This is a genomic window from Solilutibacter pythonis, assembly GCF_003697345.1.
In the GTDB taxonomy this organism is placed as follows: Bacteria; Pseudomonadota; Gammaproteobacteria; order Xanthomonadales; family Xanthomonadaceae; genus Solilutibacter; species Solilutibacter pythonis.
In genome coordinates this window covers 20066-36200 of sequence record NZ_RFLY01000021.1, presented here as the reverse complement: position 1 = coordinate 36200, position 16135 = coordinate 20066, and the positions used below count along the sequence as shown (strand labels likewise).

At 68.0% G+C, this 16135-nt stretch carries 11 protein-coding genes; 7 read left to right on the top strand and 4 right to left on the bottom strand.

Features of this window, described 5'->3' with window-relative positions; genetic code table 11:
- Positions 1-80 precede the first annotated feature (80 nt).
- The 3 genes from EBB59_RS14420 to EBB59_RS14415 all read left to right on the top strand — a co-directional run bounded on the left by EBB59_RS14420 (position 81) and on the right by EBB59_RS14415 (position 2865).
- The gene (locus tag EBB59_RS14420) at positions 81-1811 is read left to right on the top strand and encodes an RHS repeat-associated core domain-containing protein (RefSeq protein ID WP_122102421.1); all 1731 of its coding nucleotides are present in this window, start codon (positions 81-83) and stop codon (positions 1809-1811) included.
- Between the two features lie 10 nt (positions 1812-1821).
- A complete protein-coding gene (locus tag EBB59_RS13540; RefSeq protein WP_147455584.1) occupies positions 1822-2178 on the top strand; it encodes a hypothetical protein in 357 nt (118 codons plus the stop codon).
- Between the two features lie 72 nt (positions 2179-2250).
- The gene (locus tag EBB59_RS14415; protein ID WP_122102420.1) at positions 2251-2865 is read left to right on the top strand and encodes an RHS repeat-associated core domain-containing protein; all 615 of its coding nucleotides are present in this window, start codon (positions 2251-2253) and stop codon (positions 2863-2865) included.
- A gap of 45 nt (positions 2866-2910) precedes the next feature.
- On the opposite strand, the gene EBB59_RS12145 is transcribed toward EBB59_RS14415, so the two are convergent.
- Both EBB59_RS12145 and EBB59_RS12140 read right to left on the bottom strand, forming a co-directional pair.
- Entirely contained in the window at positions 2911-4536 is a 1626-nt protein-coding gene (locus EBB59_RS12145; protein WP_122102419.1) for a phosphoethanolamine transferase, read from the bottom strand.
- A gap of 73 nt (positions 4537-4609) precedes the next feature.
- Positions 4610-6976, bottom strand: coding sequence for a S9 family peptidase (locus EBB59_RS12140; RefSeq protein WP_122102418.1), 2367 nt, complete (start codon positions 6974-6976; stop codon positions 4610-4612).
- Positions 6977-7109: 133 nt separating this feature from the next.
- Between EBB59_RS12140 and EBB59_RS12135 the strand changes: the two genes are divergently transcribed.
- The 3 genes from EBB59_RS12135 to EBB59_RS12125 are packed head-to-tail and all read left to right on the top strand — an operon-like array spanning position 7110 to position 11711.
- Positions 7110-7382 carry a YcgL domain-containing protein gene (locus EBB59_RS12135; protein ID WP_122102417.1) on the top strand — a complete coding sequence of 91 codons (273 nt, stop codon included), beginning with the start codon at positions 7110-7112 and terminating at the stop codon, positions 7380-7382.
- Positions 7375-10710 carry an ankyrin repeat domain-containing protein gene (locus tag EBB59_RS12130; RefSeq protein WP_122102416.1) on the top strand — a complete coding sequence of 1112 codons (3336 nt, stop codon included), beginning with the start codon at positions 7375-7377 and terminating at the stop codon, positions 10708-10710. The genes EBB59_RS12135 and EBB59_RS12130 overlap by 8 nt, the downstream gene beginning before the upstream one ends.
- 59 nt (positions 10711-10769) lie before the next feature.
- Entirely contained in the window at positions 10770-11711 is a 942-nt protein-coding gene (locus tag EBB59_RS12125) for an energy transducer TonB (RefSeq protein WP_122102415.1), read from the top strand.
- Between the two features lie 117 nt (positions 11712-11828).
- Here the strand turns inward: EBB59_RS12125 and rho are convergent, their stop codons facing one another.
- A complete protein-coding gene (rho, locus tag EBB59_RS12120; protein ID WP_425451833.1) occupies positions 11829-13517 on the bottom strand; it encodes a transcription termination factor Rho in 1689 nt (562 codons plus the stop codon).
- A gap of 364 nt (positions 13518-13881) precedes the next feature.
- Positions 13882-14208 (bottom strand): thioredoxin TrxA, encoded by a 327-nt coding sequence (gene trxA, locus EBB59_RS12115; RefSeq protein ID WP_122102414.1) that lies wholly within the window; start codon positions 14206-14208, stop codon positions 13882-13884.
- 168 nt (positions 14209-14376) lie between these two features.
- On the opposite strand from trxA, the gene rhlB reads away from it, so the two are divergent.
- The gene (gene rhlB, locus EBB59_RS12110; RefSeq protein WP_122102413.1) at positions 14377-16068 is read left to right on the top strand and encodes an ATP-dependent RNA helicase RhlB; all 1692 of its coding nucleotides are present in this window, start codon (positions 14377-14379) and stop codon (positions 16066-16068) included.
- The last annotated feature ends 67 nt before the right edge of the window (positions 16069-16135 follow it).

The following is a 16135-nucleotide window of genomic DNA, read 5'->3' as shown; positions in this document are numbered from 1 at the left end:
GGAATTTAAGGATAAAAATGGGTGGTGTCCCAATCCTAAGCTTGGGGCGTATTACAGTTGCTGGTAAATGAGATTACTAGATGTATAACGTCAGTTGCCCCCTTGCCGCCCGACTTCGTGCCGCCGTCCCCCCCGGTGGTCACTCGCCCGGCGATCGCGCCGAGGGCAGCCGGCGCGTGCGGTACAACGCCGCCAACCAAGCCTACGAAGCGCGCACCGGCAACGGCCAGACCACGCGGTTCTGGTACGGCAGCGACGGCCAGCGCTACAAACGCGAGGACGGCGCCCGCCGCACGCTGTACCTGGGCAACGTGGAGATCGTGACCGAGGGCGGACGGGTGACGCTGAAGCGGATCGTGGCCGGGGTGGCCTTGCAGTTGATCGTGGGCCAGCAGGCCAGCACGTACTACCAGTTCCACGACCGGCTGGGCAGCCTGATCCGGCTGACCGACGCGGCCGGCACGGTGCTCGGCCAGATGGACTTCCAAGGCTTTGGCGGCCGCCGTCACCCGGACACGCTGCGCGACGACCGGGCGCCGAACACGCGCCTGAGCACGCGCGGCTACACCGGCCACGAGATGATCGACGGGGCGCTGGGCCTGATCCACATGAACGCGAGGATGTTCGACCCGCAACTGGGGCGATTCCTGCAAGTGGACCCGGTGGTGCAAGCGCCCGAGAACGCGCAGAGCTGGAACGCGTACACGTACGTATTCAACAACCCGTATGCCTATACCGACCCGACGGGGATGATCGGGGTGAAGGAGCGGCAGTGGCTGGCGGTGATCGTGGGGGTGGTGGCGGCGGTGTTCGGTCAGTACTACCTGGCGCAACAGATGTATGCGGCGGCGTTTTTGGTGACGGTGGCGGGGGGCGCGGCGGCGGCGGGGATCGCGACGCAAAGCTGGTCTGGGGCGGCGAAGGGGGCGTTCACGGCGGCGCTGACGTTCGGGATAGGGTATGGCGTGGCCAGCGACGTCGCCCAGATAGCGGCGCAGGCGGTGACGGGGGGCGTAATGGAATGGCTTCAAGGAGGCCAGTTCGGGAGCGGCTTTCTGTCGGCGGGCCTGACGGCGGCGTTCATGCCGCAGGTGGGGCGGATTGGTAACGACATGGGGCGGATCGTGACGGGCGCGCTGGTGGGGGGAACGATCTCGGAAGTGACGGGAGGCAAGTTTGCGAACGGAGCGGCCAGTGGGGCGATTCAGGCTGCAATGATGAGGGGCGATCACGCTCAGCGTGATATGGATCAGGATGCGGCACAAAGTGATGGGGAATGGATTTATCCGAACGGAGGATCGACAAACATTAATGACTACGACACGGTGATGACAAATGGCATCAAGGGAGATCGCGATGCCTTCGTAGCAGCATTGAATTCAAGCCCAACACCTGCTGCTGGTTATTTCAATCCATCAGGCGGCTTTGTTGCTGATATATGGCAATCGTTCCGTCAGAAGTTCTTTGGCAGATACGGGGATCCGCTGGCAGCGAGATTCGCTAAAGGATTATCTGATGTCGATCATTCGATGACGATCATTGCTCACAGCCAGGGCACATTGACGGTAACCAATGCGGCGCGTTACTACGGTCTGCCGCGAGGTTCAAGTTTCGTGCTGCGAAGCCCAGCGTTGAGTTACTCCAGTGCGCGTTCTGCTGTGAACATCAATGGTGGTTCAATGCAATACGTCCAGTCGTGGGGCGATGTGGCGAACATCTATGCCCCTACAATAAATCCGCTCAAATGGCTGTCTGGGTTCCGTGACCTGATGTGCGGTATGTGTGCGCACTCGGCCAATGGTTTGCCGTAGAGAGTATGCCATGAAAAGCAATATATTTTGGTTAATGTGCATAACGATTTTTGTGGGGTGCAGTATGTCCAATGGCGGCGGTATCTTTAATAAAGAGTCCTTTGTTGATGTAAAAAAGGATGAGCGAGGCAATGTTATCTTGCTAGATACGCCGAGGATGTGGCGCGATTGGCAAGCCGACGTGGATAGAGCTGTTGCTAATGAAGTTGCAGGAAGCCGTCCCAGAGGTGGGATGGTTTCATGGAATGCACAGTGGTTACGTGTTATTGATGCAAATAAAGGGCGTGAAAATGCCTCGAAATACATCACCTATATAATTGATTCACGACGTAAAGCCGGTTTGCCCGACCTGGAGGATTGTCGGTAATGGTTATAGTGCTCAATGGTGGAGAATAAAATAACGGAATATCAAATTACTCTTCCTTTTGGAAGGTAAATTATGAGAAATGTTTTCCTGATCCACATGAACGCGAGGATGTTCGACCCGCAACTGGGGCGATTCCTGCAAGTGGACCCGGTGGTGCAAGCACCCGAGAACGCGCAGAGCTGGAACGCGTACACGTACGTGTTCAACAACCCGTATGCCTATACCGACCCGACGGGGATGATCGGGGTGAAGGAGAGGCAGTGGCTGGCGGTGATCGTGGGGGTGGTGGCGGCGGTGTTCGGTCAGTACTACCTGGCGCAACAGATGTATGCGGCGGCGTTTTTGGTGACGGTGGCGGGGGGCGCGGCGGCGGCGGGGATCGCGACGCAAAGCTGGTCTGGGGCGGCGAAGGGGGCGTTCACGGCGGCGCTGACGTTCGGGATAGGGTATGGCGTGGCCAGCGACGTCGCCCAGATAGCGGCACAGGCGGTGACGGGGGGCGTAATGGAATGGCTTCAAGGAGGCCAGTTCGGGAGCGGCTTTCTGTCGGCGGGCCTGACGGCTATCCCCCGGGTGACCCGGCCGGGGGCTCATCCAGCACCACCCGTTACCGCTGGTGCGGCTCGTGGGGGGAGGGGGGGATTGCCTAGCCGGTGTCCGGTTCCGCGGACAGGAGGGGGCGGGTGAGCCGGACTGCCGATTGGTGGATGCGAGGCGGGCCAGTCCAGCCGCTCAGCTCCGGCAGCTCCGGGTGATGTCGAGTTGCGCGCGCTGTGCGTCGCTCGCCACGTCGCCGAAGCCAAGTAGGCTATCGAAGAAGTTGTCGTGCGAATAGGTGCCGCCGGTCTTGCCGGCAAGGCAATCCAGGTCGAGGCCGATACCCTTGGCGTAGCCGGGCGAGACCCAAAGGATCATCGGTACGCGGGTCTGCTGCGAGGGTGCGAAGGCGTAGGGGGCGCCGTGCAGGTAAAGGCCTTTTTCGCCGGTCGATTCGCCGTGGTCGGAGAGGTAGAGCAGGGTGGGATCGATGGCGGTGTCGGCTTGCAGTGCGTCGATCATCCGCGCCAGTACGTGGTCGGTGTAGAGGATGCTGTTGTCGTAGGTGTTGACGATGGACTGGCGCGCGCAGCGCTGCAACTGGGTGCTGCGGCATTCGGGCTGGAAGCGGGCGAATGCCTGCGGATAGCGGGCGTAGTAGGCGGGGCCGTGGCTGCCCAGGGTGTGCAGCACGATCACCGTGTCTTGCCCGATGTCGGTGAGGCGTTTTTGCAGTTTGTCCACCAGCAGTTCGTCGTGGCAGCCTTCCTTGACGCACCAGCGCGAATCGGTGCTGGACATCACCGGGGTTTCCTTGACCCGCGTCGCCACTTTCTTGCTGCCGGTGTTGTTGTCGATCCATTCCACCTGCCAGCCGGCGCGCGCCAGAAGGTCGAGCGCGTTGTCGCGGGTGTTGGCGACCTTCTGCCGGTAATTGCCACGGACGAGGTCGGAGAACATGCAGGGCAGCGAAGTCGCGGTATTGGTGCCGCAACTGGCGATGTTGCCGAAGAACAGCACGGGCAGCTTGGCGAGTTCAGGGGTGGTATCGCGGGCGTAGCCATCGAGGGCGAAGCTTTCGCTGCGCGCCGATTCCCCGACCACCACGACCAGCACGCGCGGTTTGCGTCCGGCTTCCGCGCCGTGCACGCGCCTGGCATCCGGCCCGATCTGGGTATGCGGGCGATTGCCTTCCACCGCGTGCTGGAGGTAGCCGGCGCTGGCGCTCAGGGTGGAGAAGGGTAGGGTCAGATAGCGCACCGGCGGGTGGTTCCGCACGAATGGGATCACCTGCTGGCCAAAGCCGGCGATGGCGATGGCGATGGGCGCGATGACGCCGGCCAACGGCTTCCAACGCGCGAGCAGTTCGCGGCCGAACGGCTTCCAGGCGATCTTCGTCCAGAACACCAACAAGGCCGGCAGCACGCCGGTGGCGAAGATCCGTGCCAGCACCCAGGGCGACATCATCTCGCCGGCCTCGCGGCGGTCGGTCTCGAACACGCTGGCGATGGCATGGCGGTCGGCGACCGCGCCGAAATCCACCGTCAGCACATTGGCCGAAGCCGCGGCGACCAGCAGGAAGGCCAGCCAGGGCTTCAAAGCGCCCTTGAACGAGAAGGGCAGGATCATCATCAGCGCGAAGGCGAACACCAGCGCGGCCATCACCGCGCGGAACAGCCAGGTTGAAAGGGGGCTGTCGAACGGCGCGGCGTAGATCAGCCCCCACAGGCGCTGGTTGCTGAAGAGGGTCATCCACAGGGCCGCCAGGGCCATTACGGCGTTGGCGGAAAGCGTGGGGCGAAAGCGGCGGAGATCGGGCATGGCGTAAGGAGCGATGGCGCCACGCGATCACCCGCGCGACGGAGGTTGAAGAGAGGAGGTGGCAACTTCCGGGCTAGTCTTTCAAGGTCCGTTCGAACAATTCGAAGATGCGGCGGTACTGATCCTGCCAGCTGGCGGGGTGCTTGAAGGCATGGCGCTCCAGTGGGTAGCTGGCCACTTCCCATTTGTCCTTGCCCAGTTCGATGAGCCGCTGCGCCAGCATCACCGAATCCTTGTAGAACACGTTGTCGTCGATCATGCCGTGGCTGATCAGCAGGTGGTCTTGCAGCGCGTCGGCGAATTCGATGGGCGAGGAGCGCTTGTATGCCTCGGGGTCCAGCTCCGGCGTGTTGAGAATATTGCTGGTGTAGGCGTGGTTGTACTGCGACCAGTCGGCGACCGGGCGCAGCGCGGCGCCGGCCTTGAAGGTGCCGGGCGACTTGAACAGCGCCATGAAGCTCATGAAGCCGCCATAGCTGCCGCCGTAGATGCCGACGCGGTCGCGGTCGCCCTGCTTGTTGGCCACGAGCCAGTCGATGCCGTCGAGGTAGTCCTCCAGCTCGGGCTTGCCCATCCAGCGGTAGATCGCGGTGCGCCAGTCGCGGCCGTAGCCGGCGGAAGCGCGGTAATCGAGATCGAGCACGATGTAGCCCTGCCGCACCAGCAGGTGGTGGAACATCTGTTCGCGGAAATAGTTGGGATAGCCGGCCTCGACGTTTTGCAGATAGCCGGCGCCATGCACGAACATCACCACCGGATAGCGCTTGCCGGGCCGCATCGTCTCCGGGCCGTAGAACTTGCCCCAGATATCGCCGGCGCCGTGCTTGGACGGCACCCGCACGAATTCGGGCTGGACGAAGTCGATCGCCCGGTATTCGGCGCTGCGGGTGTCGGTCAGCTTCCTAAGCCCCGCGCCATCGCTGCCGATCACCGCGAGCTGCGGCGGGGTGTAGCTGGACGACCAGCGCAGCAGCAGCTTCGCGCCATCGGGCGAAAGCGCGAAATTCTCGACGCTGTCGAGCGCCGTCACCTCGCGCACGTCGCCGCCGCCGGCCGGCACCCGGCAGACTTCGTAATCGCCGGGCCACTTGCGGTTGCAGCGGAAGTAGAAGGCGCCGCCATCGCGCGTGACTTCCACCGCGGAGGCTTCCCAGCGGCCCTGGGTGAGCTGGCGGCGGGTCTGGCCATCCAGCGTGTAGAGGTGCGAGTAGCCGCTTTCCTCGCTGAGGTACCAGAGCGTGCGATGGTCGGGCATCCAGCCGAATTCGTTGAAGGCCCAGCCGACCCAGGCCGGATCGGTGAGCCGGTGGCGCGGTTGCAGCCGGCCCGCTGCCAGATCGACGGTGGCGATCCAGCGATCCTTGTTGTCCACCGCGCGCACCAGCACGGCGACGTTGCGCGAATCCGCGCTCCAGCGGATCGCCGGATCGCTGCCGCGATCGTCGCTGGCGATGCGCACCGGGCGCTGGCCCTTCAGCGCTTCCTTGCCGGCGGCCTTGCGCAGGCCGGCCAGCGGGTCGCGGTCGATGCCTGGCAGGGTGTCGAACGTCAACTCGCGCACGCTGCCGGCGGCCATGTCGGCCAGCCACAGCCGTTGCGGCGGCGGGGCGTCGCGGCCAACGCGGGTACGGACTTCCTCGAATTCCTCGTAGCCGGATTCGGTCACGTACTTCGGCATCTTGCCGGCCTGTCCCGCGTCCGCGTTTTTCCCGGTGGTGATGACCAGAAGCCAGCGGCCGTCGGGGGAGAGCGCGCTGTCGGCGATCTCGACCTCCTTGCCCAGGTAGACCGGGGCCGGCGCGCGGGTCGGGTCTTCGGCGCGCCAGGCTTCGTCCTGTTTGCGTGCGGCGTCGCGGCGGTCGCGCTCGGCCTTCAGCGTGTCGATCAGGCGAAGCTGGCGCTCGCGCAGGTCGTCGGGCTTGGGCGCGGTGCCCGGGCGGTCGATGGCTTGTGGCGAGGCGGCCTGCATCACCAGTCGGCCGTCCCAGCGGTACCAGTCGTTGCCCTGGCGCCAGACCAGCGCGCCGTCGTGCGACCACTGCGGGCGCGATTCGCGCGCATGGCCGCGGGTGAGCTGGGTCAGCGCGCCGGTGCGCAGATCGCGCACGAAGACATCGCCATGGCGGATGAAGGCGCTGCGGCGGCCATCGCCGGTATAGACCGGGGTGGCGCCATCGAGCCGCGCGCGCGCGGGGCCGTCCAGGCGGGCGGCGGCGGCGCTGCCATCGACCGGCACGCCGTAGGTATCGCGGATGTTCTCGCCCCGGCGCTTGAGGTTGAAGTCGATGGCGGCGCCGTCCCAGCGCCACCAGGCGTCTTCCACGCCCGGCCCGATCCAGTCCGGGTCGGCCATGATCCGCTTCAACGTCAATGGCGGCGATGCGTGCGCCGGGGCGGCACACGCGAGGGCGAACAGGGCGAACGGCAGCAATCGGCGCATGGCGGGAATCGGTGGGGGGTAGCCGGCTAGGCTAGACCATTCGCGCCGGGGCGGGCAGGGCGCGGCCCCGGCGTGGCTTTCGTCATCACGGGCTTTCGCGCACAATCCGCGCTTGTTTCGACCGGCATTCCGCATGCTCGCCCACGTCTACAAAAGCACGAAGCGCGCCGATACCTACGTCTTCCTCGCCGCCCGCGACGATTTCGACCGGCTGCCGGAACCGCTGCGCGGCGAACTGGGCCCGCTGCGGTTCGTGCTGGAGGTGGCGTTGACGCCAGAACGCCGGCTGGCCCGGGAGAACCCGGTGGAGGTGAGGGAGAACCTGGCCGCGCGCGGTTTCCACTTGCAGTTCCCGCCCTCGCAGGCCGGCGATCCGATGCGTGAGGATTGGGGTACCGATGCCTGAATCGCGCATTCGCGGCCCGCGCTGGCTGGCCGTCCCGGCGGCGCTGTGCCTGCTGGCGATGGCGTGGGCGGGATGGGCCGCGCCGGCGCTGGCCGTGCCGGGTTGGCTGCTGGCCGTGCTGGCCGGCATGAAGGCCCCGCGCGCCGCGTGCCGCGCGCCGATCCTACGCCTGCTGGGCCTTGGGCTTGTCGCGTCGGCCGTGCTGTTGCTCTGGCCGCTGCTGTGGCTGGCCTCGGGCGGCGGTGTGTGGGCGGCGTTGGCGGCTTCGGCTGGCTTCGGTTTCCTGCTGCTGGCGTGCTGGCGTGGCTGGCCCTTGTGGCGGCATGCGCTGGCCGGCGACCTGCACGATCTGCGCGACTGGCCACGGCTGATCGAGATCGAACCGGCCGCCTGGCGCGGCCTTGGCCTGGCGCTGGCCGTGGCCGTGGCCTTCGCGCTGCCGCTGGCGTTGGCCGTGCCCGGCCTCCTGCCAGGCCCGGCGCGTTGGCTGGCCGCCGGCTTCGCCGCGCTGCTGGCGTCATTGCCGGCGATCTTCGCCATGCGTCGCGGCCCGGCCATCGTGGTGGCGGCAGCGCCGCGCGCGGCGCGCAACGCCGAGCCGGTGGAGGTCGAAGCGCTGGAAACCCTGTGGGACGAACCAACGGCCGAAGCCGCCTCGCCCCCCGCCGCCGTCCCGGATGATGCGGCCAAGGCCGTTGCCCCCCCCGCCGTCCCGCCTGAGCCGGCCGAGCTGTACGCCGCCGCGCGACATGGCCGGGTCGAGCACGCCCTGGCTCTGCTCGAAGCCGGCGCCGATGCGTTGGCGCCTCCGCCCGCCGACGAGCGCGACCAGCGCACGCTGGCGCAGCTGGCCGCCGTGCTGCCCGACCTGCGCCTGCTGCGCGCGCTGATCCAGCGCGGCGTGCCGCTGACCGCCGCGCCCGGCCAGCCCACGCCCCTGCTCGCCGCCACCCGCGACAGCTGGCATGGCCGCCCGGAGGCGGTGATGACCCTGCTGGCCAACGGCGCCGATGTTCGCGCCCGCGACGGTGATGGCCGCACGCCGCTGCACCACGCCGCGCGCAGCACCGACCCCTCGGTGGCGGCGCTGCTGCTCGATGCCGCGGCCGAGATCGACGCCCTTGACGACCAGCGCCAATCACCCCTGGCGCTGGCCTGCCAGGCCGGCAACTGGCGGATGGCGAAGTTCCTGGTCGAACGCGGCGCGCACGCGCACCCGGCCGGCGGCCAGCCGGTGCTGCTGGCCGCCGCCGCGCCCGAGGAGGACGATCCCGCCGGCGTCGAATTCCTGCTGCGGCAACGCGCCGCCCCCGATGCCCGTGGCGAGGATGGCCGTACCGCGCTGCATCAGGCCGCCGCCGCCGGCCATCTCGGTATCCTCCAGACCCTGCTCGATGCCGGCGCCGATCCCGCCCTGCGCGACGACGACGGCCACGACGCCTGGTTGCTCGCCGCCGGCACCGGCCGGCAGCCGCTACTGGAAGCCCTGCTGGAAGCCGGCGCCGACGTGCAGGCGGTCGACGCCCGCGGACGCGACGCCCTGATGCTGGCCCTGGTCCATGGACATGCCGGGCCGGCGCTGGCCAATTGGTTGCGCGAGCGCGGCATCGATACCCATCGGCTGGATGCCACCGGCTATTCCGCGCTGGAACAGGCCGTGGCCGAAGGCCACTGGGCGCTGGCGGCGGCGATCGATCCCGATTACCCGCTGCCCGTTACCGTCAGAGAGGGTGATGATGAAGCCGCGCGGCCGCCGCCGCGCCTGCTGGGCGATGCCCTGGCCGCCGGCGACGAAACCGCCGTGCGCCAACTGGCGCCGCTGCTCTCGCAGGCAGAACTCGACCGCGCCTTGCTCGATACCGCTGCCGCCAACCCGGCCTGGGTTGGCTTGCTGCGCCAACTCGGCGCCACCCTGGATGCCCGCGATGCCCAGGGCGATGGCGTCGCGTTCTTGCTGTTCGACCGCATCGCCGAGCCGGCCGCGCGCCACGCGCTGGAGACACTGCTGGCGGCAGGCGCGCAGCCCGGTGGCCGTGGCGGGCTGGCCCGGTTGCTGACCGCCGCCCTGGCCGCCCGCCTGACAGCGGCGGCTGGCGAGGCGCTGGCGCTCGATCTGCTCGCCCGCGGCATCGATCCATTCGCGCCGGCCGCCGGCGGGCAGTCTCCGCTGGCCTTGGCGATCCGGCTGGGTTGGCCACGGTTGGCGGGCGGCCTGCTCGCCCGTGGCGCCGATCCCAACCAGACCGACGCCCGTGGCCTCGCGCCGCTGCACCTGGCCGCCGCGCTCGGCCAGGCCGACACCGTCCGCCTGTTGCTGCGCCACGGCGCCCAGCCGGCCCTGCGCGCCGGCGACGGACAGACCGCGCTGGGCGTGGCGCTTGCCAGCGGGCAACGGGAATTGGTGGGTTGGCTGGATTGGCGCGTCTGGCCGCATCCCGGCCGCCCGCTGCGCGAGGAAGACCTGCCGGCCGCCGCCACGATCGGCGATCTGGAGGGCGTCAAGCGCCTCCTCGCCCTCGGCTTCGCCTGCGATGCCCGCGATGCGCAAGGCTGCGGCGCACTGCTGCGCGCGGCCGGCGGCGGCCACCAGCCGGTGGTCGAGCATTTGCTGGCCGCTGGCGCCGCCCCCGATCTGGCCGCCGCCACCGGCGCCACCCCGCTCTCGGCGGCCATCAGCCGCGACCACGGCGAAGTGGTCGATATCCTGCTGGCCGCCGGCGCCGATGTCGACGCCCGCCTGTCCGGCGGCGCCAGCATGCTGATGCTGGCCGCCGCGCTGGGCCAGCCGCAGATCGTCCAGCGTCTGCTGGCCGCCGGCGCGCGGGTCGAGGCGGGCGACCAGGAAGGCTTGCTGCCGATGCACTGCGCCGCGCTCCACGCCTTTGGCGCCGCCGACCGGGCGCGGGTCGTCGCCCTGTTCGACACCCTGCTGCTGGCCGGCGCCGACGCCGATGCCGCGACCCCGCTCGGGGTAACGCCGCTGCTGCTGCTGCTCGGCGCCCGCGCCGAACCGGGCGCGGCCTGCCACGAGACCGTGCTGGCGGCGGCCTTCGAGCGCTTGCGCGATGCCGGCGTTTCGCTGGCGGCGCGCGACACGCGCGGTTTCGGCCCATTGCATCTGGCCGCCCTGCACGGCCTGCCGGACATGGTGCGCCGCCTGTTGCTGGCCGGGGCCGACCCCGAGCAGCGCGACCAGCTCAACCGCGGCCCGCGCGAGATCGCCCTGATGCGTGGCTTCCTCGACATCGCCGCCGAATTCCCCCAGCCCGCCGCGCCGGGGCCGGGCATGTCGATGGCGCGCTTCTTACGCGATCGGCGCGGCGACTGACTGACAGGGCGCCGCCGTGGCGTGCATACTCCGTCGACATCCACGCAAGGAGGGGAACCATGCGGATTCGATACACGCTCTTGTCGCTGACCTTGGCCGCCGCCGCGCTGGCCGCGCAGGCGGCTCAACCGGCCCTGGCGCAGAGTCGCACCGCCTCGGCCTGGGCACTGGACATCACCACCACCGAATCGGTGATGACGATGCGGGTCGATGGCGTGATCGAATTCGATACCCTCGGCAAAGTCACTTCGCACCAACTGAAGATCGCCGGGCTGCCCGAAGCCATCGCGAAGATGGCCAACGAGGCCATGGCCGAGGTCGAGTTCGAACCGGTGATCCGCGACGGCAAGCCGGTCAACGCCCGCACTTTCGCGCGCATGACTTTCGTCGCCCGCCAACAGCGCGGCGGCGGTTACGAAGTCAGGTTGGAGCGTATGCGTTTCTTCGATGGCCGCTACGACGGCATGGGCGCGCCGAAGGGGGGCGAAGCGAGGGTGGCGAGGCCCATGCGGCCAATCGCCAAGCAGCGTCGGCAGATCCAGTATCCGGCGGGATTGATGCGGGCGGGCGTCAGCGGCGCGGTCATGACCGAACTCAAGCTGCGCCCCGATGGCACGGTTGAGGATGTTTTCATTACCCAGTCCGCCCTGTTCAACGTGCGCGGCCGTGACCGCGTGCTGGACAAGGCGCGTGAAGTGCTTGAGAAGGAGGTGATGGCGGCTGTCCGGACCTGGCGCTTCGAACTGGCGCCGCCCGAGCCGGGCCAACCTTTCGATGGTGTCGGCCAGTTGCCGGTGTTCTTCGTCATGAGCGGCGCCAGGATCGACCAGGAAGGACGCTGGCGGCACGAGTCCCGCAGCCCGCGCCGGCTCGCGCCTTGGGCGCTGGAGGGCGATGCCGACCGAATCGCCGGCATTTCCGACGTCGGCGATAGCGAGGATGGGCGTCTGGCGATGGGCGGCGGCGACATCCGCGCCAAATCCCTGCCCATCGCCCCCTGAGCGTCGCGTTCCCCGCGCCATGCGCAAAGAAAACGCCCTGGTTTCCCAGGGCGTTTTCTTATCGTATCGATCGTGGGCGCTCGTCGATCCCGCCACGCGGGCGGTAGGCCCGCCCGCTCAGCGCTTCATCGAAGCGAAGAACTCGTCGTTCGACTTGGTCTGCTTCATCTTGTCGAGCAGAAATTCCATCGCCGCGATCTCGTCCATCGGGTGAATGAGCTTGCGCAGAATCCATATCTTTTGCAGCAGATCCGACTCGATCAAGAGATCCTCGCGGCGGGTGCCGCTGAGGTTGACGCCGATGGCCGGATACACGCGCTTCTCGGTGATGCGGCGGTCGAGGTGGATCTCGCTGTTACCGGTACCCTTGAATTCCTCGTAGATCACCTTGTCCATCGCGCTGCCGGTATCGACCAGCGCGGTGGCGATGATGGTGAGCGAGCCGCCTTCCTCGACGTTGCGCGCCGCGCCGAAGAAACGCTTCGGCCGGTGCAGGGCGTTGGCGTCGACGCCGCCGGTCAACACCTTGCCCGAGCTGGGCAGCACGTTGTTGTAGGCGCGCGCCAGGCGAGTGACCGAATCGAGCAGGATGACGACGTCCTTCTTGTGCTCGACCAGCCGCTTGGCGCGCTCGATCACCATTTCCGCGACCTGCACGTGGCGCGCGGCCGGCTCGTCGAAGGTCGACGAAATCACCTCGCCGCGCACGGTGCGCTGCATTTCGGTCACTTCTTCCGGACGCTCGTCGATCAGCAGGACGATGAGATGCACTTCCGGGTGATTGGTGGTGATCGCGGTGGCGATCTGCTGCATCATCATCGTCTTGCCGGCCTTGGGCGGGCTGACGATCAGCGAGCGCTGGCCCTTGCCCTGCGGGGCCATCAGGTCGAGGATGCGGCCGGTGATGTCCTCGCTGGAACCATCGCCGCGCTCCAGCCGGAAGCGCTTGCGCGGGAACAGCGGCGTCAGGTTCTCGAACAGGGTCTTGTTCTTGCTGGCCTCGATCGGCTCGCCGTTGATGGTGTCGACGATGTTCAGCGCGAAGTAGCGCTCGCCGTCCTTCGGCCAGCGGATGCGGCCGGCGATGTGGTCGCCGGTGCGCAGGTTGAAGCGGCGAATTTGGCTGGGGCTTATGTAGACATCGTCCGGGCCGGCCAGGTAGCTGGCCTCGGCCGCGCGTAGGAAGCCGAAACCGTCGGGCAGGATTTCCAACACGCCATCGGCGGCCACGCCTTCGCCGTGGCGGGTCAGAATCTTGAGGATGCTGAAGATGATGTCCTGCTTGCGCGCGCGCGCGACGCCATCGGTGATCTGCAATTGCTCGGCGATGTCGAGCAGTTTCGGCGCGGGCATCCGCTTCAGATCGGACAGCGAGTAGGTGGCGAAGCCTTCCGGCACCTGCGGATGCGGGCGCGGCACGAAAGGCTCCTGCATGCCCCCGTCCTCGGGCAGGCCGTGGTCGCGGTAGCGCTGTCGGCGGTTCTTGAAGCGCTCGCGGCGGTTGTTGTGGCGGAACTCGCGCGCCTGGCCATCGCCATTCTGTGGCTGCCCGCCCTGGCCCTGGGGCGCGAGCTTTCCGGCGTCGCCGGCGTCCTGGCCGGAGGGCGCCGGCGCGTCGTTGGCGACGGGTGCGGCAGCCGGCGCGGGTGCGGGCGTTGGTGCGCTGTCGGCGGTCGGCGGCTTCTCGGCCGGGGCGCTCTCGATCAGGCTGGGTTGCAGGGCGGTATCGGCCACGGGACGGGCCTTGGGCGGGCGGCCGCGGCGCTTTGGCGCGGGAGCCTCGGGGGTCTGGGTATCGTCGGACAAGCGGGAAATCCTCGCGGTCGAGCGCCCGGCATGGACATCGGGCGTCGGAAAGTCATGAAATCGGAGAACGTCGGCGGAAGTGAGCTGCGGGTCGCAGGTTGCGCCAGACGTGGGTGAAATTACACCCGCGCCGAGGCCGATGCAAGTGCCATCGGGATTCCGGCGCGACACATTCAGGCGGGAGGGCGTGGCCGGGCCGGTGTTTCACCCCGCGCCATTGCGCGCGGCGGCGCATTGCGGCGGCGGGGGCCGCGCGGGAGCTTTGGCGTGGGAGGGCGCGCCGGGCGGAAAGCCAAGGCGGTTGCTTTCCGGCGTCGAGCGCGGAAAGGAGAAGCCGGCGCTCGATGCCCCGGCCGGGACTTGCTTACAACGCCTTGTCGATCAGCGCCGCCAACTGCGGCTTGCCGACCGCGCCCACCTGGGTGGCCTGGATCTGGCCGCCCTTGAACACCAGCAGCATGGGGATCGAGCGCACGTGGTATTTCAGCGCGGTGGCCTGGTTCTGGTCGATGTCGATCTTCACGATTTTGGCCTTGCCGGCGTATTCGTCGGCCAGTTGATCCAGCGCGGGGGCGATCATCCGGCAAGGGCCGCACCACGGGGCCCAGAAGTCGACCAGCACCGGCACGTCGGCCTCCAGTACGTGTTGGGCGAAATCGGAATCGGTGGCGTGGATGACGTTGTCGCTCATGGCGGCTCCAAGGAAAATAGGCGGAAAGGCGGCGCGGCTTGTTAGACTGGGGCGCTTCCGTGGCGGTTTCAAGCCGTCCGTCGACCCGCCCGCGCGGCACTTCCGCAAGTCTGCGGCGCGGCCATCTTTCATGCAAGCGCCGCGTGCGCCCACGGCATTCTCATATTCATGTCCGACAAACCCCTGACCGACGTTTCCTTCTCCTCCTTCGATCTTCACCCGGGCCTGCTGGCCGGGCTGGAGGCCGCGGGCTTCACCCGCTGCACGCCGATCCAGGCGATGACCCTGCCCGTGGCGCTGCCCGGGCGCGACGTGGCCGGGCAGGCCCAGACCGGCACCGGCAAGACGCTGGCCTTTTTGATCGCCGCGATCAACCGCCTGCTGACCCGCCCGGCGCTGGCCGAGAAGAAGCCCGAGGACCCGCGTTGCCTGATCCTCGCGCCGACCCGCGAGCTGGCCATCCAGATCCACAAGGATGCGATGAAGTTCGCCTCCAACCTCGGCCTGAAGATCGCGTTGGTCTACGGCGGCGTCGATTACGACAGGCAGCGCGCCCAGTTGCAGGCCGGCGCCGACATCATCATCGCCACGCCCGGCCGCCTGATCGATTACGTCAAGCAGCACAAGGTGGTCAGCCTGCACGCCTGCGAAGTGTGCATCCTGGACGAGGCCGACCGCATGTTCGACCTCGGCTTCATCAAGGACATCCGCTTCCTGCTGCGGCGCATGCCGATCCGCACCGAGCGCCAGACCCTGCTGTTCTCGGCGACCCTCTCGCACCGCGTGCTGGAGCTGGCCTACGAGCACATGAACGAGCCGGAGAAACTCGTCGTCGAGGCCGAGACCGTCACCGCCGCGCGCGTGCGGCAGAAGCTCTACTACCCGGCCGACGAGGAAAAACTGCCGCTTCTCATCGGCCTGCTCTCGCGCAGCGAGGGCGCACGCACGATGGTCTTTGTCAACACCAAGGCGTTCGTGGAACGGGTGGCGCGCGCGCTGGAGAAGGCCGGCTACCGGGTCGGCGTGCTGTCTGGCGACGTGCCGCAGAAGAAGCGCGAATCGTTGCTGAAGAAGTTCCAGGCCGGTCAGTTGGAAATCCTGGTCGCCACCGATGTGGCCGCGCGCGGGTTGCACATCGATGGCGTCAGCCACGTCTACAACTACGACCTGCCGTTCGATGCCGAGGACTACGTGCACCGCATCGGCCGCACCGCGCGCCTCGGCGCCGAGGGCGACGCGATCAGCTTCGCCTGCGAGCGCTACGCAATGTCGTTGCCGGACATCGAGGCTTACATCGAACAGAAGATCCCTTCCGAGCCGGTGACGGCGGAGTTGCTGAGCGCATTGCCGCGCCCGGCGCGCGTGGAAGGCGATGGCGAGGCGGGCGAATCGATCGGCGAAATCTTCAAGGAAGCCCGCGAGGCGCGCGCCGCCGACGAAGCCAAGCGCGGCGGCGGTGGCCGTTCCGGCCCGCGCGGCGGCGGGCGTCGTGGCGAAGGCGAGCGCCGTGGTCCGCGCCGCGAAGGCGCCGCGCCGCAGGGCGAGCGTAAGCCGCGCGCGCCGAGGCCGCCCCAGGCCGATACCGAAGTCGCCGCACCCGCCGCTGCCGCGTCCGCCATCGCCGGAATGGGCGAGGGCGCGGAAAAGGCGCCGAGAAAACGCCGTCGCCGGCGTCGCGGCAAGCCGGTGGACGGCGCGGTGGCCAGCCAGGACAACAATGCCAACGTGCAGGCGGTGGCCGAGGCCAAGCGCGTGCTGGAGGTGTCGGCCACCCCGGTCGAGGCCAAATCCTCGTTGCTGTCGCGGATCGGTCGCGGTTTGAAATCGCTGGTGACGCGCGGGCCGTCCAAGCAGCACTGAGGCGGTGCCGTCGCGGCACCGGCTACTTCGTGGCCGGGGGCGTGCGCAACGAACCCTCGCGCCGAGC